20 protein-coding genes are annotated in these 18,407 nt (G+C 35.9%); all 20 read left to right on the top strand.

Annotated features, from left to right (window positions below):
- Positions 1 to 384: 384 nt before the first annotated feature.
- The 20 genes from hmd (at position 385) to IJQ68_RS00195 (ending at position 18,155) form a co-directional block, all read left to right on the top strand.
- Positions 385 to 1,398 (top strand): 5,10-methenyltetrahydromethanopterin hydrogenase, encoded by a 1,014-nt coding sequence (hmd, locus tag IJQ68_RS00290; RefSeq protein WP_292795501.1) that lies wholly within the window; start codon positions 385 to 387, stop codon positions 1,396 to 1,398.
- 120 nt (positions 1,399 to 1,518) lie between these two features.
- A complete protein-coding gene (hmdB, locus tag IJQ68_RS00285; protein WP_292795435.1) occupies positions 1,519 to 2,517 on the top strand; it encodes a 5,10-methenyltetrahydromethanopterin hydrogenase cofactor biosynthesis protein HmdB in 999 nt (332 codons plus the stop codon).
- A gap of 24 nt (positions 2,518 to 2,541) precedes the next feature.
- Entirely contained in the window at positions 2,542 to 3,024 is a 483-nt protein-coding gene (locus tag IJQ68_RS00280; protein ID WP_292795433.1) for a DUF3236 domain-containing protein, read from the top strand.
- Positions 3,025 to 3,028: 4 nt separating this feature from the next.
- Positions 3,029 to 3,817, top strand: coding sequence for an SAM-dependent methyltransferase HcgC family protein (locus tag IJQ68_RS00275; protein WP_292795431.1), 789 nt, complete (start codon positions 3,029 to 3,031; stop codon positions 3,815 to 3,817).
- Positions 3,814 to 4,512 carry a Nif3-like dinuclear metal center hexameric protein gene (locus tag IJQ68_RS00270; RefSeq protein WP_292795428.1) on the top strand — a complete coding sequence of 233 codons (699 nt, stop codon included), beginning with the start codon at positions 3,814 to 3,816 and terminating at the stop codon, positions 4,510 to 4,512. Before IJQ68_RS00275 ends, IJQ68_RS00270 begins: the two co-directional genes overlap by 4 nt.
- A gap of 4 nt (positions 4,513 to 4,516) precedes the next feature.
- On the top strand, positions 4,517 to 5,182 hold the full coding sequence (locus tag IJQ68_RS00265) for a hypothetical protein (protein ID WP_292795426.1): 666 nt from the start codon (positions 4,517 to 4,519) through the stop codon (positions 5,180 to 5,182).
- Positions 5,160 to 5,720: a UPF0254 family protein gene (locus IJQ68_RS00260; RefSeq protein WP_292795423.1), complete on the top strand. Its 561-nt coding sequence runs from the start codon at positions 5,160 to 5,162 to the stop codon at positions 5,718 to 5,720. The genes IJQ68_RS00265 and IJQ68_RS00260 overlap by 23 nt, the downstream gene beginning before the upstream one ends.
- Positions 5,721 to 5,767: 47 nt before the next feature.
- Positions 5,768 to 8,236 carry an ATP-binding cassette domain-containing protein gene (locus IJQ68_RS00255; RefSeq protein WP_292795421.1) on the top strand — a complete coding sequence of 823 codons (2,469 nt, stop codon included), beginning with the start codon at positions 5,768 to 5,770 and terminating at the stop codon, positions 8,234 to 8,236.
- 288 nt (positions 8,237 to 8,524) lie between these two features.
- Positions 8,525 to 8,812, top strand: a complete 288-nt coding sequence (locus IJQ68_RS00250; RefSeq protein ID WP_292795418.1) for a hypothetical protein — start codon at positions 8,525 to 8,527, stop codon at positions 8,810 to 8,812.
- 195 nt (positions 8,813 to 9,007) lie between these two features.
- Positions 9,008 to 10,330 carry an MATE family efflux transporter gene (locus IJQ68_RS00245; RefSeq protein WP_292795416.1) on the top strand — a complete coding sequence of 441 codons (1,323 nt, stop codon included), beginning with the start codon at positions 9,008 to 9,010 and terminating at the stop codon, positions 10,328 to 10,330.
- A 211-nt stretch (positions 10,331 to 10,541) separates the two neighbouring features.
- Positions 10,542 to 10,898: a helix-turn-helix domain-containing protein gene (locus IJQ68_RS00240; protein WP_292795413.1), complete on the top strand. Its 357-nt coding sequence runs from the start codon at positions 10,542 to 10,544 to the stop codon at positions 10,896 to 10,898.
- Positions 10,876 to 11,583 (top strand): ImmA/IrrE family metallo-endopeptidase, encoded by a 708-nt coding sequence (locus IJQ68_RS00235; protein ID WP_292795410.1) that lies wholly within the window; start codon positions 10,876 to 10,878, stop codon positions 11,581 to 11,583. The genes IJQ68_RS00240 and IJQ68_RS00235 overlap by 23 nt, the downstream gene beginning before the upstream one ends.
- A gap of 131 nt (positions 11,584 to 11,714) precedes the next feature.
- Entirely contained in the window at positions 11,715 to 12,254 is a 540-nt protein-coding gene (locus IJQ68_RS00230; RefSeq protein ID WP_292795407.1) for an Ig-like domain-containing protein, read from the top strand.
- Between the two features lie 71 nt (positions 12,255 to 12,325).
- Positions 12,326 to 12,538 carry an Asp-tRNA(Asn) amidotransferase subunit GatC gene (gene gatC, locus IJQ68_RS00225; protein WP_292795405.1) on the top strand — a complete coding sequence of 71 codons (213 nt, stop codon included), beginning with the start codon at positions 12,326 to 12,328 and terminating at the stop codon, positions 12,536 to 12,538.
- A gap of 21 nt (positions 12,539 to 12,559) precedes the next feature.
- The gene (locus tag IJQ68_RS00220) at positions 12,560 to 13,045 is read left to right on the top strand and encodes an amino acid-binding protein (RefSeq protein WP_292795403.1); all 486 of its coding nucleotides are present in this window, start codon (positions 12,560 to 12,562) and stop codon (positions 13,043 to 13,045) included.
- An 8-nt stretch (positions 13,046 to 13,053) separates the two neighbouring features.
- Positions 13,054 to 14,073 (top strand): homoserine dehydrogenase, encoded by a 1,020-nt coding sequence (locus tag IJQ68_RS00215; protein WP_292795402.1) that lies wholly within the window; start codon positions 13,054 to 13,056, stop codon positions 14,071 to 14,073.
- 31 nt (positions 14,074 to 14,104) lie between these two features.
- On the top strand, positions 14,105 to 15,325 hold the full coding sequence (locus IJQ68_RS00210) for a cofactor-independent phosphoglycerate mutase (protein ID WP_292795400.1): 1,221 nt from the start codon (positions 14,105 to 14,107) through the stop codon (positions 15,323 to 15,325).
- Between the two features lie 13 nt (positions 15,326 to 15,338).
- Positions 15,339 to 15,974 (top strand): flavodoxin family protein, encoded by a 636-nt coding sequence (locus IJQ68_RS00205; protein ID WP_292795397.1) that lies wholly within the window; start codon positions 15,339 to 15,341, stop codon positions 15,972 to 15,974.
- A 3-nt stretch (positions 15,975 to 15,977) separates the two neighbouring features.
- Entirely contained in the window at positions 15,978 to 17,333 is a 1,356-nt protein-coding gene (locus IJQ68_RS00200) for an MATE family efflux transporter (RefSeq protein ID WP_292795394.1), read from the top strand.
- Between the two features lie 48 nt (positions 17,334 to 17,381).
- Positions 17,382 to 18,155: an alpha/beta hydrolase family protein gene (locus IJQ68_RS00195; protein ID WP_292795392.1), complete on the top strand. Its 774-nt coding sequence runs from the start codon at positions 17,382 to 17,384 to the stop codon at positions 18,153 to 18,155.
- The last annotated feature ends 252 nt before the right edge of the window (positions 18,156 to 18,407 follow it).

The raw sequence follows: 18,407 nt of genomic DNA, 5'->3' as shown, positions 1-18,407 counted from the left end.
TTTAATAAATATCTTTCGTTTTAGGTATACCTAAATTAAATTGTTAGATTGTTTTATTAAAAATAAAAAGTATTACTTTATTGTTCAATAATAAATAAAAAGTAATACTAGTATTACTAAAAAAGGAAATGTAATATTAAAAATAATACTAAATTAAGCATAATGTAAAGGTTTAAATAGTATCACTTTTTAAATTATAAATATTACTACATGGTATGAACTACCATAATTAATTAAAAAGCAATTATAATATTTTTACCATGTAGTAAAACTTTTTTAAATAAATTTATTTAAAAAAAGTTATCCAATTATGGAGACAAAAAGATGGTTCTTTCTAAATTAAAAGAAAGATTTTCAAAAGATGATGGTAAAGGAGACAAAAAAATGAAAGTAGCAATTTTAGGTGCAGGATGTTACAGAACACACGCTGCAAGTGGAATTACCAACTTCTCAAGAGCTGTAGAAGTTGCAGAAGCAACCGGAAAAGAAAACATTTCTATGACTCACTCAACTATTGAAATGGGTGCAGAATTATTAGAATTAGCTGGTGTAGATGAAGTTGTTGTATCTGACCCAGTATTTGACGGAGACTTCACTGTTGTAGATGATTTCGATTATGCAGAAGTAATTGCAGCTCACAAAGCAGGAAATCCTGAAGAAGTAATGCCTGCAATCAGAGAAAAAGTTGCAGAATTAGCTGAAACTGTACCAAAACCAGAAAAAGGTGCAATTCACTTTACTCACCCTGAAGACTTAGGCATGAAATGTATCAACGATGACCGTGAAGCTGTAGCTGACGCTGACTGGGTTATGACCTGGTTACCTGAAGGAGGTATGCAACCTGCTATCATCGAAAAATTCGCTGATGCTATTAAACCTGGTGCAATCGTAACTCACGCATGTACCATTCCTACCACAGGATTAAACAAAATCTTCGAAGACTTAGGAACTGATGTCAATGTAGCTTCCTACCACCCAGGTGCAGTACCTGAAATGAAAGGACAAGTTTACATCGCTGAAGGTTTCGCAGACCAAGCTTCCATCGACACTTTAATGGACTTAGGTCAAAAAGCAAGAGGATCTGCATTCACATTGCCTGCAAACATGGTTGGTCCTGTATGTGACATGTGTTCCGCAGTAACTGCTATTACCTATGCAGGTATTTTAGCTTACAGAGACACTGTTACCCAAATATTAGGTGCACCTGCTGGATTTGCACAAATGATGGCTAACGAAGCTTTAACCCAAGTAACTGCATTAATGCAAAATGAAGGTATCGACAAAATGGACGATGCTTTAAACCCAGCTGCATTATTAGGTACTGCTGATTCCATGAACTTTGGTTCCTTAGCAGAAATTGTACCTACTGTATTAGATTACTTAGGAAAAGATGAATAAACACAATAAGTTATAATTGTTGATTTTTATCAACAATTTTTTAACTTATTTTTTAATTGTTACTCAAAATAACCATTAAAAAATAAGTTAATCATTAATAAATTGGAGTAAGGTGTTAAATTGATTGATAATATTTTAGATAAAGCAAAACAAGGACAAGAATTAAGTGATGATGAATTTTTAGAATTGTTAAACATTGAAAATGATGAAGATTTGGAAAAATTGTTCAAGACAGCTTGTGAGATAAGAGATAATCAATCAAAAGTAATTAAGTTAACTTCAACTGTTCACCTTACAAACAAATGCCAGATTCAACCTAGATGTGAATATTGTGGATTTGCAGAAGAAACTTCAGAAAAAGGATACTATAATGCATTCTACAAATCTGATGAGGAAATATTGGCTGCTGTAAAATCCATCGAGGAAGCCCATATACCACGCGTAAGCTGTTCCGGAGGATATGGATACAAAGGAAAACAGGCAGTAAATGCCTGCAGAATCGTCAAAGGACAATCTGACTTGGAAATCCTTGTGAATGTTGGAGGAGACCTGACAGAAAAGTCAGTTCGTGAATTGGCTGAACTCGGTGCCGATACCATCTGCTGCAATCTGGAGACAATAAAAGAGGAGATATTTTATCAAAGAAAACCCGGTGATTCATTGGATCAAAGAATACTTACATGTAAAAGAGTAAGCGATGCGGGCATTGCACTGTCTTCAGGGTTGCTTTTAGGCCTCGGCGAAAGCAAAGAGGATAGAATAAAACACTTAAGATACTTATCCAATTTCAAGACATTAAATGAAATTCCAATAATGGGTTTTAATCCGTATGAAGGCACACCGATGGAAAATCACCCTCCGTTCCCGCTGAAAGAACAGCTGAAAATTGTTGCCGTTACAAGAATAATGTATCCGGAAATTACAATTACAATGCCAACTCCAACAGTCGGACCGGAAAATGTGGAATTCTCACTTAAGGCAGGTGCAAACAATCTTGCAACAGTAATAGCCGACAATTATCCTCATGAAGTAAAAGGAGTCGGATCTCCGGAATACGGAAACTATAATGAGGTTGTCAATGTCATCGAAAAATTGGATTTGATACCTCAAACTATTTAATCTCTTTTTTTAAGATATGATAATATGGCATTTGAAAAGATGATAAGAAATGCATTTGAGCAATCTGAAAACAACACCAGATTCGGAGACACTCCTGAAGAAATTGCTGAAATTCAGGATTATATAATAAATGCTGAAAAAATATGTATTCCAAATAAGAATGGAATTAAAGTTGAAGTTTTAAACGAAGTCTTAACAGAATACGGATTGCCTGAAGCAAAAATACTTCAGATTAACACCAATACTGCAGATACCAGCAGAATACCTGCTCTTGCAAAAGCTTATATTGCGCTGGACCAAAGTGATGCTGATTTGATAATAGCTAGAGGACGCCTTGGAATTCCGGGTTCCGGATCTTTACTGATTTTCATTGACAATAAGGGAAGGATACTGACTGCGGGAATGTCACCTTCACATCTGATTCATAAAAAGACAATCGAAGAGGCAGTTTATAAAGAGGCATGTGAAGCTCTTGAAAAAATCGGCTTTAAAAAAATAGAAGGTTAAAATTATGAATATTGATACTGGAATAACCTCTGAAGTGTTCACAATAAAATCCGAAATAAAACTAATTGACATTTTCAATGAAATCATTTCTAAAAAATCAGAAGCTGTTTTTAATTATATTGAAAGCCTCAACATTGACGTTAATACCAAAATAGTTGTTATCGGAACTTATTTCACCGGTGTGGGGATTGTCAAAAGATTAAGTGAAAAATATGAAAATATTCTATTAATTGACATTTATCCTCATCTTGAAGAGTTATTGCATACTGATTTGGGAGGGAATCTCAAAAATGAAATTGAATTTTCATCAGACATTGATTTGATATATTCCGGAGAAGTTGTCATTGATACGACAGGCTTTGGAGGAATCTCTGTTGAACAGTCATCAGAAATAAATGTTAAATCATTTATAATAGAAGATCCTGTGGCTGAAGACAATGACAAACTTCTAAAAGATAAAAACAACATTCACGAAAGATTAAATGCTGTTAATTCACAAAATAAAGCTATTTTAAAAACTAAAGGAATCAACACCAAAACATCCGGAACAATGACATTAACGATAGGCATATTAACGAACCTGTTGAATAAATTTCTTGAAAGGGAAGGTGTGCTTTACTGTGCCTGTGAAATGGGATTTTTAGAAGAAGTCATCTTCAAACAGAAAGATATCGAAAAGTTCATTGAACTGACTGATGTAAATGCATTCAAGGTATCAACAATCAGCCCATTTGATTTGGATGAACTGATTAGAGAAGAAATTAACAAAATAACCTCAGAAATGATTTTATGAAACTTAAAAAAATAATTGAATTTATAAATGAAAAAATACCACAATCTTTAGCTTTAAGCTATGATAAAATCGGATTTAAAGGTGAGTATGACTTAAATCAGGATATCAAATCCATTAAAATTTACATGGACTTATTCCCTCAGGACGATGCTGACTGTGATGATACTCTGATAATAACTCATCACTCCCCGTTATTTGTCCCGAAAACACCAACATATGTAATTCATTCAAACTGGGATATCATTGATGGAGGAGCTAATGATGCCCTTGCAGAAACTCTCAATCTTGAAGTTATAAGTTATTTTGATGATTCAACAAAAATAGGACGGGTGTGCAAAGCAGATCAAACATTTGCTGAATTGAAAAAGACAATTCTTGATAAATTCAGCAATGTCCGAATTGTGAATAACTTGAGTGATGATGAGTTCGTAGAAAATATTGGAATAATTTCAGGTTTCGGCCTTAAAAATCCATACTATATTGAATTGGCCAAGGACAAGAATTTAAATATTCTGATTTCCGGTGATTTGACTCAGGAATGCGCAATCCTTGCCAAAAATGTAAATGTGACCTTAATTGATTTGAACCATCATGAAAGCGAAGTTCCCGGCCTCTATGCTCTTGGAGATATACTGGATGAACTTTACATTGACATAGAAGTAATTGATAAAAAACCGATAGAAGAACTGAAGTGATAATATGACGGATGAAATTCAAAAAATGGAAGATATGCAGGTTCCTAAAGGAAGAATTGATTTGGTAGGATGCGGAAGATTAGGTTTAAGAATAGCAATAAACCTGATGCAGGTTCACAGAGGAGGACCTAAAATAATAGGTGCATTTGACGGTCAAAAAATAGATGGTGGCGATGTGATATTCACGCTTCACGGAGCTGAAATAGGCCAATACAAACCTGATTTTATAAAACAGCTATGCACTCACAAAGAAGAATTCAGAAATATCATAAGCTATCCGGAATACATTGATGATGAAAATATCGATTTGATTGAAGGTGACGTGGTGATTATAGTTATTGCCGGAGGAAATACAATACCTGTCGCTTCAAAGATAATAAAACATGCCCATGAAAGAGGAGCAAAAACAATAGGAACTGCAGGAATATTCGGTTTCGGTGATGAGAATATAGAAATCAAGGATATCTCTGAATATGATGATTCAAATCCTGCTGTTGAAGAGTTAAGAAAAGAAGGAATAACTGAAAATCATTTGGTTTTAACAACAAACAAATTAATCAGGGACAATGAACCTGTAACTCCATATACATTAGATGAAGTTGCAAAAATCATCACAATGAATGCTTTAAAATTACTGGTAGATCAAAATGATAAAAATAGCAACCGCTGAATGCTTCACACATGGAAAAATCGGAAGGGAACTTCATGCAATAGCCCAGAATTATGAAGGTAACTTCGGATGTGAATATGTGGAAAACCTTCAGGATTATGGGGATTTTGATTATAATGAACTTAGCGTAACATGCAGTTTATTTATCCCCACAATAGAAGCTGTTGTAAAGATATTGAATGTTGAAAATCCTCCAAAACCGGATAAACTGATTAAAGGAATTAAAGTTTATGATGAAGCCGGAGATAAAAAAGTAAGCAAAATCATGGCACAAGCAGTAAAGAATTTAAGCGATTGTGATATGGCTATCGGAACTACTGCAGGAGTTGGCCGTGGAGCAATATCCGTTATAACAGACAGCTATGAAATTCTTACAGTCACTGATGTTTATGCAGATTTATCTGAAAACAATAGTGAAGCATTATTTAAAAGATCGCAAAATGGAATCACAAAAGCATTAAAGATAATATTGCTGCTTTTAAACAAGAGAATTGATAAAATCAAATCTTTGGAAAATGTTGAAATTATAGAAAAATGAGAATTTTCATGAAAATATATTTAGACTGAATTACCATATATTAACCTATGTACCAGGATATGATAATCATAAGGGGAGCAAGAGTCCATAACCTGAAAAATATTGATGTGGACATTCCTCTTGGAAAAATTGTAGCTATTTCAGGCGTTTCAGGAAGCGGAAAATCATCTTTAGCACTTGGGGTGCTCTATTCTGAAGGCTCACGCAGATACCTTGATGCCCTTTCAACATATACCCGACGTAGGATTTCACAGACCCGAAAGGCAAGTGTCGACCTGATACAGTATGTTCCGGCGGCCCTGGCTCTTCACCAAAGGCCTAACATCCCAAATATCCAATCAACATTCGGAACATCCACGGAACTTCTAAATTCATTAAGATTATTGTATTCAAGATGCGGCAGCTATTTCTGTTCCAACGGACACATGCAGGAGCCGACGCTAAACGTTGCCCGTGAAATTCCAATCAGATGCCATGAGTGCGGTGAGGAATTCTACGGATTAGGCGCCGAGGAATATGCATTCAACTCAGATGGGGCATGCCCTGAATGCGGCGGAACGGGATTTATTCGTGACGTTGATGATACAAAGCTGGTTTCGGATGAGACAAAAACTCTTGAAGATGGTGCGGTTGATGCATGGAACCAGTTTGGAATATCCTGGATGTATCGGGTTGCAGGAGAGCTTGGCGTAAGGGTAGATGTTGCCTTCAGGGATTTGACTGATGAGGAAAAGGATATTGTCTACAATGGTCCGGCAGTTAAGAGATATGTGAATATACCGTCAAAAAACGGAAAGCTCTTTGAACTCAATGCAGAATACAGAAACGCCCATAAAGCTATTGAAGAGGCTTTAAAAAAGGCAAAAACAGAAAAAGGCTTAACAAAGATAAACAAGTTTCTCACAACCAAAATCTGCAGCGAATGTGGGGGCACAAGGCTCAACTCAAAGGCTAACCAGACTTTACTGGGTGGAATCAACATATCAAAAGCATGTGAAATGACACTAAAGGAACTTGTATTATGGATTCCTGAAGTTATTTCAGATTTACCTGAAGAATTAAAGGAAATGGCAGAAGTAATATCAGAGGAGTTCATGGACAATGCAAACATACTTCTTGATTTGGGATTAAGCTACATTTCACTTGACAGGCCCTCAAACACCCTATCAACAGGAGAGCTTCAGCGGGTCCAGCTGGCAAAGACATTAAGAAACCATACCACAGGAGTGCTCTATGTTCTCGATGAGCCCTCAATAGGCCTGCATCCCGACAATGTCGAAGGACTGATCAGCGTAATCAGAAGGCTTGTTGATGACGGAAATTCAATCATTCTCGTTGACCATGACACAAAAATACTCAACATTGCAGATTACATGATTGAAATGGGTCCGAAAGCCGGCTTTGACGGAGGAAACATCATAGCCGAAGGCCCTCTTGATGAAATCAAAACGAATGATTCGTCACAGATTGCACCTTTTCTCACCAATTCGGAAAATATCATCATCAGAGATAAGTCAGAAGACATCTTCGAAAACGGTTTTATTGGAATAAAAACAGGAACAATTCACAATGTCAAGCCAATGGATGTAAAGATTCCAAAAGGTAAATTGACCGTTGTAAGCGGAGTCTCCGGAAGCGGAAAGACAACTCTTCTTCTGGAAGCCCTTTATCCTGCAGTCAAATCAGTCATTGACGGTGATGAATTATCTGATGGAGTTTTGGATGTTAACTGTGAAGAGATTAAAAAAATTGAACTTATCGACAGCGTTCCAATCGGAAACAATGTAAGAAGTACTGTAGCAACCTATTCAAAGGTTCTTGATGACCTGAGACGTGAATTTGCCAAATTAAGCGATGAATATAAGATGTCAGACTTCTCATATAATACTGGGTCACTGAGATGTGAAACCTGCAAAGGAACAGGAATTGTTTCAATGGACGTTCAGTTCCTGCCCGATGTCGAAATGACGTGCCCTGACTGTGAAGGCTCCAGATATGGTATAAAAGCTCAGGAAGTGACATACAATGGACTTTCCATTGCAGACATTATGGGCCTGACAGTTGATGAGGCATTGAATGAACTGTTTGAATTTCCAAAGGTTACAAAAAAGCTTCAAAAACTATCCTATTTAGGATTGGGGTATCTTACATTAGGTGAGGCAACTCCAAGTCTCTCCGGTGGGGAAGCCCAAAGATTGAAGCTGGCTTCTGAAATAGGAAAGTCCCAGAAAAATTCAGTGTTCATTTTTGATGAACCCACCATAGGACTTCACCCATTGGATGTAAGGCGGCTTATTAACGTCTTTGGTTATCTTATTGAAAAGGGAGCCACAGTAATTGTAATCGAGCATGACCTGGATTTGATAGCCAATGCGGATTATATAATAGATATCGGAATCGATGATGAGAATAATGGTGGGGAGATTTTGGCCTGCGGTAATCTTAGGGAGATTATTGATTGTGAAAAGAGCTTAACAGGTAAATATCTGGCTGAAAAAGAGTTATTTCTTATATAAATTAATTTAAATTATTTTTTGAATATGGAAAGTTTATATGTTAAAAAATTCAAACAATAATTAAACATCTTATGATGTTAGGTTGCCAATGGTAAACCGTTGGATATTTGTTGAATGAGGATTTGTCAATTTTATCCTTATTCACTTATTGAATTATATTGATAACTTAACCATACTATTAAGAAATAATATTATAATTTACAATTAATCATTGCTTTAAAGGAAATATAAACGAATTTAGTTTTTTAGACTTCAGATATTTCTCTAATTAACTAGGGGTGTGTAAGTATGAATACCATAATAATTGAAGATAAATTAATGGAAAGATTAACCATCAAAAGTAAGTTAAGAAAAATGAGTGTTGATGAATTGGCCAATAAGTATATCGCTGAAGGTTTGGATAATGATTGTATAATTCCCGATAAGGTTATAAATCCAGATGAATTTGTAAAATTGCTGGACCATGATAAGCCGGAAGGCGATGATATCCTTAAAAGGATAACCGGCATCATCGAGACTGATTGTAAAACAAATGCGGTCAAATTAAAAAAGATGTCTCAGTCAAGGTACTATTGATATAATATGGTATTTTTCTATTTTTTAATTTTAAAAACCTTTATATACTTCTTTTCATTTAATTTATCATGTTCTTATTTTATACAAGTTCATTCTTTATAATAATAAGTTGTTTCAGTATTAAATGACTCAAAAAGAATTTTCAACTTTTTAGCAATTTACATACTATTTTTTTAATATTTTGGAGATATTTTAATGAAAGTAGAACAATTAATTACTAATCCTAAAAAGAGTATAATTGGTTTGAGCATACCTATGATTCTTTCACTGTTTCTGACTATGATTAACAACCTGGCGGATGCAATGTGGGTGTCCGGTCTCGGTGCCGATGCTTTGGCGGCCATAGGTATTGTGACTCCGTTATTCATTATCATTATCGGTTTGGGTATTGGACTTTCCGCAGGTGTCAATTCATCTGTTGCACGTTTTATCGGTCGGGGTGATATGAAAAATGCGGGAAACAGTGCGACTCATGGTGTTGTCTTAAGTATTATTGTAAGTATTCTGATTCCGGGCCTTATCCTTCTGTTTTTGGATCCCCTGCTTATAGCTATTGGTGGTGCAAACGTTCTGGGCCTGGCCCGTGATTATGGGCTTTGGATTATAGCTGGTGGATTTACAATCATCATTCAAAACATCTATTGCGGAATTTTTAGATCTGAAAACAAGGGTGTGAAGGCAACATTACCTATTGGTGTTGCGGCAGCATTGAACATCATTCTGGATCCGATATTCATCTATAATCTTGGCATGGGCGTCAGCGGAGCGGCAATTGCAACGGTTCTTGCAAACTTCATCGGACTTTTGATGTATCTTTACTGGTCTTATATCAAAAACGACAATACAATTGACGTCAGGTCATATTCAACGGATATGGCAATTTACAGGGACATAATTTCAGTGGGAGTTCCTGCAAGTATGGAGCAGATTCTGATGTCTCTCTTTTCAATGGTTATCAACATCATTCTGGTTATGGTTGCAACAACGGATTCCGTTGCGGTCTATACTACAGTATGGAGGCTTATAAGTATTGGTGTCATGCTTCCTGTAGGTTTCGGAACAGGTGCAATCAGTGTTTTCGGAGCGCTGTTCGGAGCCAGAAAATCCGATGAAATCATGAATACATTCAACTATATTCACAAAATCGGTTTTATCGGGTGCATTGCAATGGGAGTGATATTGGCAGTATTTTCACCATACCTGGCAATGCTTTTCGGCGGAGCAGGCCTTAACGACGAAATCACCAAAGTTACAATAATATTGTGTCCTTATGTAATATTTGCATGCTGGAGTATAATTTCAGGATGTATCCTTCAGAGTTTCGGAAGAGGGGATCTGAGTTTGGGCTTTACCTTCTTCAAGCAGATTGTTTTGACTTTGATTTTCATCTGGATATTCATTTCCATGGGTGAGATGGGAGTCTATTATGGTATTGTTGCTGCAAACTTCGTTGGAAGCCTGATACAGTTGCTCTTCACAAGAGATTATGTGAAAAAGATTCAGAAATATTTTACATAATTTTTATTTTTTATTATTTTTAAATATTATTCTATTTTTTTTATTTTAAAGTAATTACTTCAGGATATTGATTAATTTAACTTTATTTATTTAATTGATTTAAATTTTAAATAAGTTTTCATTGGATTTAATTTTTTAATTTTTTGATATGACCTTAACATATAATAAACTTTAATAACTTTTAAGGTCATAATACTTTTAGGTGAAGCTGATGGATAAAAATATCACATGCATTAGGTTGAAAAAATTAAGGAAACTGCATAATTTTACACAAAAACAATTAGCAGATTATTTGGAGATTGATCAAAGTAATTTTTCTAAAATAGAAAATGGAAAAAGAACATTGAACTTAACATTGGCAAATAAGATATGTAATCTCTATGCCTGTTCTCATGAATACTTGTTGGGAATAAGTGATGATTATGATGTTGAAAATATAATTGTTGTAGAAAACAATTCTAATATGGATTTAAATGCTATTGCAAAAGTTAATGAAGTGATGATGCATTTAAATCTTTTAAATGAGTTGGACAGTGGTGTTTATGATGGACAGATTGACACAAATTAAAGTTGTTGAATTGAGAAAAAAATGGGGCTTTGACTGTTACACTCCAATAAACTTGCTTCAAACAGCTATTGATAAAATTGATAATTTGACATTGATATGGATGCCTTTAAAGGAAAATTTCGGTGGATGCTGTTATAAAAATGAGAATAACTCTTTAATCTTAATCAATTCTAATAATTCAAAAGGCAGACAGAATTTCACGATAGCTCATGAGATATATCATCTGTTGTATGATGGAAAAAATTTTGGAATGTGTGAGTTTAATAATAAGTCCAGAGATGAAAATCTTGCCAATGAATTTGCTTCAGGACTGCTGATGCCTGAATATGCATTATATGATTTCATGAGCATTAACAATATTGAAAAATGGTCAATTGATGATATCATCCGGTGTGAACAATATTACCAAATAGATCATAATGTATTTCTGGACAGATTAAAATCAGATAATTTGATAACTGATGAAGAATTCCTGGAATTTAAAAAGGATATTGTCAAAAAAGCCACATTGATGGGTTATGATGTGGACTTATATTTGAAATCTGATGAAAAGCATGAATTTTTTTCTTTGGGTAAAATAATTCCTCTGACTGAAAAAATATATTGTGATGAAAAGATATCTAAAGGAAAAAAGCGTGATATCTTATCTTCGGTTTTCCGTCAGGATATTAGTTTTATGAATTAAAATTGGTTAAAAGTCATTTTTTTCATATTTAGGCTTCAAAAACCCTATTTTTTTTCTTTTTTTAAATCAAATCATTATATTTTATATACTTTTTAATTTATAATTAATATATAATAATTGGGGGTGATTTCTTGAAATATGGTAGAATAATTATTTTGCTGGTAGTAGTTCTTTTACTTGTTATTGTTGCTGCTAGTGCACTATCATCTAATCATTCTGTTTCAAAACAAGATTCAACAATAAAGATTTTAAATAGCAATACTGTTTACACAAACGATTCTGTAATAGTCAAGTTAACTGATTTGAACAATACTCCTATAGCTGGGGAGAATGTCGATATAACCATATATGATAAAAACGGCACATTGGTTACCCGCCAAACAGTCAAAACGGGCAGTGACGGTGTGGCTTCACTTAATTTAACCAATGTCTCTGAAGGAGAGTACAAAGTCAACATTACCTTTGAGGGGAATGGAGAGTTTAATGCTTCCAGTCTGTCCCGTAATCTGAATGTCATTGATTTATATGTCGATGAAGCCATTGAGGAGGAAGTGGCATATGATGAGGGCTATGAGGATTATGATTACTATTACTATGATTATTATGGTGGAAGTGCAAGTACCGGAGATGCTCAACAGGGTTCTGATGCCTCAGCTGAAGGGACTGGATGAAATCTTTAACTTTATAAATATCAAATAACAAAAATATAGATATTATTTACAAATGTAGGAGTCATAATTTTATGTCAATTGAAAAAGATGCAGAAAAGATTATAGAAGAATTTTCAAAGACTTTGGAAAATATTCCGGATTCAGAAGAAACCTGGTATATTACTGATAACTTAAACTTAACTCGTGAAGACGTGCCTCATGAGAAAAACCCTGAAAAAATCTTAAGAAATGCACATATTGACAAAGACGGCAATCTTAAGGTTAAAAAGGCTGATTGGATTTAGATATGATTAAAGGTGAGTAATATGAGAATGAATTTGGTTCTTGAACTTTTGGATGTTCCGGGTCAGCTAGTTTCCGTACTGGAACCGATCAGTGGTCTTGGCGCTAATCTGGTTACTGTAATCCATAAAAGAGACGCTAAAAATGAAAACGGTAAAATTCCTGTCCAGCTTACTTTGGAAGGTGAACAAGACAGTCTTAACCGTGTAATTCAAAGATTTGATGATTTGAACATTTCCATCATTGAAAAGGATGGTGTCATCAATAAGGAATTGGTCAGCACTATTTTAATCGGCCATATCGTCGACAGGGATGTAAGAGACACTACCGATAGGATTAACGCATTGGACGGCGTTTATGTGGTCGGATTCGATATCAAGCTTGACGGTGAGAAGAAATCAACCGCACTGATTAACCTTGAAGTGGCTTATGGAAAAAAACAGTATGCATTTGATGAGATTGAAAAAATCTCTGAAGAAAAAGAATTACTTATGATTAATGAGGTTTAGGGATTATTATGAAGGAATGTAGGATTATTATAATGGGATTCGGATCTGTGGGTCAGGGAATTGCCCAATCCATCGCATTAAAGAAAGCTATGATAAAAGACAAATATGGCGTGCAATTGAAAGTTGTAGCCGCCGCTGATTCATCTTCTTCTGCTATCAATCAGGACGGTTTGGATGAAATGTTGCTTATTCACAGTAAAAACAGTGAAGGTAACCTAACCACTTATCCGAACGATGGTACTGACGTATCAGGTCTTGATGTATTGGATGCTGTTGAATATGACCTGTTAATGGAAGCAACTCCTACCAATATTTCAACTGCTGAACCTGCATTGTCATTGACATTAAAAGCATTCGATCAGGGAAAAGATGTTGTAACCTCCAATAAGGGACATTTGGCACTTAAATTCAAGGAAGTAACTGAAACAGCTAAAGACAAAGGTGTTGAATTTAAATATGAGGCAAGTGTCGGCGGAGCAATGCCAATTATCAATTTCACACGTGAAACACTCGCATCCTGCGGAATCAAATCAATTGTCGGAATATTGAACGGTACTACAAATTATATCTTATCAAGAATGACCTCTGAAGGTTCCCCTTATGACATTACATTGAAGGAATCCCAGGAGCTCGGAATCGCCGAAACAGACCCGACCCAGGATGTTGAAGGTATTGATGCTGCATGTAAAACAGTAATTTTGGCAAATTCCCTTTTAGGAATCGATGCAACCTATGATGATGTGATTGTTGAAGGTATTTCCAATATCACTTCAGAAGCAATCGACCTTGCACGCAAAGACGGTTATTTAATTAAATTAATAGCTGAAGTAACTCCTGATACATTAAAGGTATCTCCACGTTTAGTTAAAAAAGGAAGTTCCTATGATGTAAGCGGAACTTTAAACATGGCTACAATCAAGACAGACTTGGCTGGAGACATTACTGTAATGGGACTTGGTGCAGGTTCTCTTGAGACTGCATCTGCGATGTTGACTGACGTAATTAGTATTTTAAAAACCAAATACTAATTTTTTTATTCTTTTTTTGGACTTAGATAATATGAAATATGTAATTTTTATTCCTGATGGTTCTAGCGACCTTCCGATAGATGAATTAGATGGTAAAACTCCACTTCAAGCAGCAAAAACACCAAACATTGATAAATTAGCCAAAAACGGATTTGGCGGATTTACAAACAATGTTCCTGACGGATACACTCCAGGATCTGATGTTGCAAACATGAGCATTTTCGGATACAATCCTGCGGATTTCTATACCGGACGTGGACCTCTTGAAGCCGGAAGTGTTGGAATAGAAACATCACCTACCGATGTGATTTTCAGATGCAACACAATAACTGAAAAAGATGACATGATGCACAACTTCAATGCAGACCACATCACCTCCGAAGAGGCTGCCGTATTGATGGATGCATTAAATGATTATTTTAATGAAAAATATGAAAACTTCAAGGGCAAGTTCTATTCTGGTATAAGCTACAGGCATTTATTCGTATACTCATGTGACAATGATGAGGATGCTGAGCTTCTCGCAAATCTCGACATGGTGCCGCCACATGACATTGCAGGTGAAAACCTAACTGAATACACAACATGGGATGATGAATTGGCTATCAAAATGAGAGACATCATGTATGAAGCTCAAGATGTTCTAAAAGACCATGAAATCAATCAGAAAAGGATTGCTGAAGGAAAATGTCCTGCAAATATGGTATGGCTATGGGGACAGGGTCTGACTCCGGCATTACCTGACTTTAAGGAAACCTACGGACTTACCGGTGCTGTAATCACAGGTGTCGACTTGCTTAAGGGAATAGGAATATTCGCCAATCTCGATGTCATTGAAGTGCCTGGAGCTACAGGATTTTTCGACACAGACTATAAGGCAAAAGGAGAATATGGAATCGAAGCCTTAAAAACCCATGATGTACTATTTATCCATATCGAAGCGCCTGATGAAGCGGGACACGCTCAGTTGATAGACGAAAAGGTAAAGGCAATTGAGAGAATTGACGAGTTTATTGTCGGACCGATTATTGACAGCCTTGAAGGCACTGAATTTAAGGCAGCAATCCTGCCGGACCATCCGACACCAATTTCAATCGGAACACACACACGTGACGACGTGCCTTTAGTGGTCTATTCATCAGATAAAAATGGTGATAACTGCACATCATTCGATGAAGAGGGTGTAAAGACAGGCTCAATCGAAAAACAGGAAGGATATAAATTAATGTCAAGATTAATCAATGAATTTTAGGGAGAGTAATTATATGAAAGTCTTATTGTTAAACGGAAGCCCCCACAAAAACGGATGCACATACACAGCATTATCCGAAGTGGCAAAAATATTGAATGAAAACGATATTGAAACCGAAATATTCTGGATTGGAACAAAACCTCAGATGAGCTGCATTGCATGCTACAAATGCAGGGAAATCGGTGAATGCGCATTTGACAATGACAGAGTAAACGAGTTTGTCAAAAAAGCATATGATGCTGACGGATTCATATTTGGTTCACCAGTCCACTATGCTGCAGCAACCGGAGGAATCACAACATTTCTTGGGAGGGCATTCTACTCAAATTCACAGTCAACTGGTGGTGAAGCGTTCAGATTCAAACCTGCAGCCAGTGTTGTGTCTGCAAGAAGGGGCGGGAACACAGCAACATATGATCAGTTAAACAAGTTCATGGGTATTAGCCAAATGCCTATTATCACTTCATACTACTGGAATATGGTTCACGGAAACACTCCGGAAGAGGTACTTCAGGATGAAGAGGGATTATGTACCATGAGACAGCTTGCAAGAAACATGGCATACTTCCTGAAATGTATCGAAGCGGGTAAGGAAAAAGGTTTGGAACATGAGGTTGAACCGAAAGTAGCTACTAACTTTATAAGATAAGACATGAATCTGTTTAAGACTCCTGAAGGTTATCTGTTTTCAAACAAGGCCTTGTTCTATCTCTTTATTCCATTGCTTATAGAACAGGCTTTGGAATTTTTTGTAGGACTGGCGGACTCCATAATGGTTGCATCACTAGGAGAAGCGGCCATAAGCGGAGTTTCCCTAGTCGATTTTTTAATGCAACTGCTTATTTTTTCATTTTCTGCACTGGCAACTGGGGGTGCAGTAATCGCCGGTCAATATCTGGGTGACAACAAGATTGATGAAGCACGTAACGCTTCCAATCAGTTAATCTGGTTTTCAGCAATCTCATCAACCGTTTTCATGCTGATAGTTCTGTTGGCAAGATCTCTGCTCATTGGAGTGTTATTCGGTCAAATAGAAGCGGACGTATGGTCAAATGCAAATATTTATTTATTAATTGTGGCAGTATCAATCCCTTTCATTGCAATATATAACGCAGGAGCGGCAATATTTAGAACGACAAACAACGCATCACTTCCAATGAAAATAATGCTTGTCTGCGATATCCTGAATGTTTTGGGAAATGCATTCTGTATTTATTATCTGGGATGGGGAGTTGAAGGAGTAGCCATTCCGACTGTTATTTCACGTTTTCTCTCAGCAATAGTGATTTTATACTTTGTCCTGGATGAAAGTTACCTCCTGCACATCAAAAGAACCTTAAAGCATAAATTTGACTGGCTGATACTTAAAAACGTTCTCAATGTTGGAATTCCATACGGAATAGAAAACGGACTTTTCCAGTTGGGCCGTATTCTGGTGTTAAGTCTTGTTTCAACATTCGGGACAATGGCAATAGCTGCAAACTCAGTAGGATATGCAATCGGAATATTTTCAGTGCTGCCGGGTTTTGCAATCAATCTGGGATTTACTGCAGTAATATCAAGATGTGTCGGAGCAAACGACTATGAACAGGTAAGATACTACAACAAGAAGATAATTCTAATTGTATTCCTGTCACATCTGCTGATAAACATTGCAATTTTTGCATTATTGCCGTTAATTCTGGAGATATATCAGCTGTCTCCACAGACTGCCGCAATGACAACAGAAATGGTCATATGGCACGGAATATTCGCAATAATAATCTGGCCGATATCATTCACGCTACCTGCAATGTTTAGGGGAGCGGGAGATTCAAAATCCGTGATGTACATAAGCCTTGCCGTAATGTTTACATGCAGAATAGGATTATCATACATCATAGCAGACTGGATGGGAGTTGGAGTATTTGGAACATGGATAGCAATGTTTATAGACTGGTACGTAAGGGCAGGACTGTACATTTACAGATACTTTTCGGATAAATGGACGCAATATAGGGCAGTCTAGAAAACTGATTTAAATAAAAAATTTGATAATAATTAATAAGTGATTCAAATGGTACTGTTTAGAGGAGACATCAAGTGCAAAAGCCTGCAGAGAAGAACATCAATAAGCGTGATACTTCCTGCAGACAACCTGCATTTTTTAAATGACACAGAAGAAATCGTTGAAAAGCCTTACAGAACATTATATCTGCTCCATGGCCTTTATGGCAGTGATGACATTTTCCTTGCAAACACATCAATCCAGAAATTTGCAGAAGACCATGGAATAGCTATTGTAATACCTTGCGGAGAAAACAGCTTTTATCTGGATGATTATGATTCACACAGGCTTTTTGGGGAGTATATCGGTCAGGAACTCTTGGATATTACAAGAAACATTTTCCCACTATCTGATAAAAGGGAAGACACATTCATTGCAGGATTTTCAATGGGTGGATATGGTGCCATAAGAAACGGATTGAAATATTGTCAAAACTTCTCTAAAATAGGAATGATTTCTGCTGCACTGATAACTGATGACATTGTCAGTTATGGTGATAACTCTAATGTATTGTATTCCAGAAAGTTTTATGAGTCAATTTTCGGTAATCTGGATGAAGTTAAGGGTTCCGATAAGGATCCAAAACACCTGATTGAAAAGTGCGCTGATATTCCTGAAATATATATGGCCTGTGGAATCGATGACTTTCTTTTTGAAAATAATGCTGATTTTTACAGGTTTTTGAATTCTCAGGATGTTGATGCGACTTTTGTTGGCGATGAAGGCGAGCATACGTGGGAATTCTGTGATAAGTATATTAAAGAATTTGTTAAAACTTTGTAAAAATAGTTATCAATGTTTTTTTGTGAAGTTAGACTTCACATTCCAGCAAAAACATTTATTAAATCATCACCAAATGAATTTTTTAATTAAAAATTCAAGGAGGTAATTGCACCTCTATATTTTATTATTATTTTTCAATTATTTAAAAATTTTTATTATAGTATATTACTAAAAGTTTTTACCATTTTTATTTTTTTTCTGTCGAACGAATAGTGTTCAGATGCTCTCTTTGATTTTATTTATATATTTTAT

The sequence above is a fragment of the Methanobrevibacter sp. genome, from assembly GCF_017447225.1.
In the GTDB taxonomy this organism is placed as follows: Archaea; Methanobacteriota; Methanobacteria; order Methanobacteriales; family Methanobacteriaceae; genus Methanocatella.
The sequence above is the reverse complement of the archived record's forward strand: the minus strand, read 5'-3'. Positions and strand labels throughout refer to the sequence as shown.

Excerpts from the sequence above, each read along its gene's own strand:
- IJQ68_RS00210 (WP_292795400.1), top strand. The coding sequence starts at position 14,105 with ATGAAATATGTAATTTTTATTCCTGATGGTTCTAGCGACCTTCCGATA.
- IJQ68_RS00195 (WP_292795392.1), top strand. The coding sequence starts at position 17,382 with ATGGTACTGTTTAGAGGAGACATCAAGTGCAAAAGCCTGCAGAGAAGA.
- IJQ68_RS00215 (WP_292795402.1), top strand. The coding sequence starts at position 13,054 with ATGAAGGAATGTAGGATTATTATAATGGGATTCGGATCTGTGGGTCAG.
- IJQ68_RS00275 (WP_292795431.1), top strand. The coding sequence starts at position 3,029 with ATGAATATTGATACTGGAATAACCTCTGAAGTGTTCACAATAAAATCC.
- gatC (WP_292795405.1), top strand. The coding sequence starts at position 12,326 with ATGTCAATTGAAAAAGATGCAGAAAAGATTATAGAAGAATTTTCAAAG.
- IJQ68_RS00280 (WP_292795433.1), top strand. The coding sequence starts at position 2,542 with ATGGCATTTGAAAAGATGATAAGAAATGCATTTGAGCAATCTGAAAAC.
- IJQ68_RS00245 (WP_292795416.1), top strand. The coding sequence starts at position 9,008 with ATGAAAGTAGAACAATTAATTACTAATCCTAAAAAGAGTATAATTGGT.
- IJQ68_RS00260 (WP_292795423.1), top strand. The coding sequence starts at position 5,160 with ATGATAAAAATAGCAACCGCTGAATGCTTCACACATGGAAAAATCGGA.
- IJQ68_RS00240 (WP_292795413.1), top strand. The coding sequence starts at position 10,542 with ATGGATAAAAATATCACATGCATTAGGTTGAAAAAATTAAGGAAACTG.
- IJQ68_RS00205 (WP_292795397.1), top strand. The coding sequence starts at position 15,339 with ATGAAAGTCTTATTGTTAAACGGAAGCCCCCACAAAAACGGATGCACA.
- IJQ68_RS00250 (WP_292795418.1), top strand. The coding sequence starts at position 8,525 with ATGAATACCATAATAATTGAAGATAAATTAATGGAAAGATTAACCATC.
- IJQ68_RS00255 (WP_292795421.1), top strand. The coding sequence starts at position 5,768 with ATGTACCAGGATATGATAATCATAAGGGGAGCAAGAGTCCATAACCTG.
- IJQ68_RS00220 (WP_292795403.1), top strand. The coding sequence starts at position 12,560 with ATGAGAATGAATTTGGTTCTTGAACTTTTGGATGTTCCGGGTCAGCTA.
- IJQ68_RS00270 (WP_292795428.1), top strand. The coding sequence starts at position 3,814 with ATGAAACTTAAAAAAATAATTGAATTTATAAATGAAAAAATACCACAA.
- IJQ68_RS00265 (WP_292795426.1), top strand. The coding sequence starts at position 4,517 with ATGACGGATGAAATTCAAAAAATGGAAGATATGCAGGTTCCTAAAGGA.
- hmd (WP_292795501.1), top strand. The coding sequence starts at position 385 with ATGAAAGTAGCAATTTTAGGTGCAGGATGTTACAGAACACACGCTGCA.
- IJQ68_RS00235 (WP_292795410.1), top strand. The coding sequence starts at position 10,876 with ATGGACAGATTGACACAAATTAAAGTTGTTGAATTGAGAAAAAAATGG.
- IJQ68_RS00200 (WP_292795394.1), top strand. The coding sequence starts at position 15,978 with ATGAATCTGTTTAAGACTCCTGAAGGTTATCTGTTTTCAAACAAGGCC.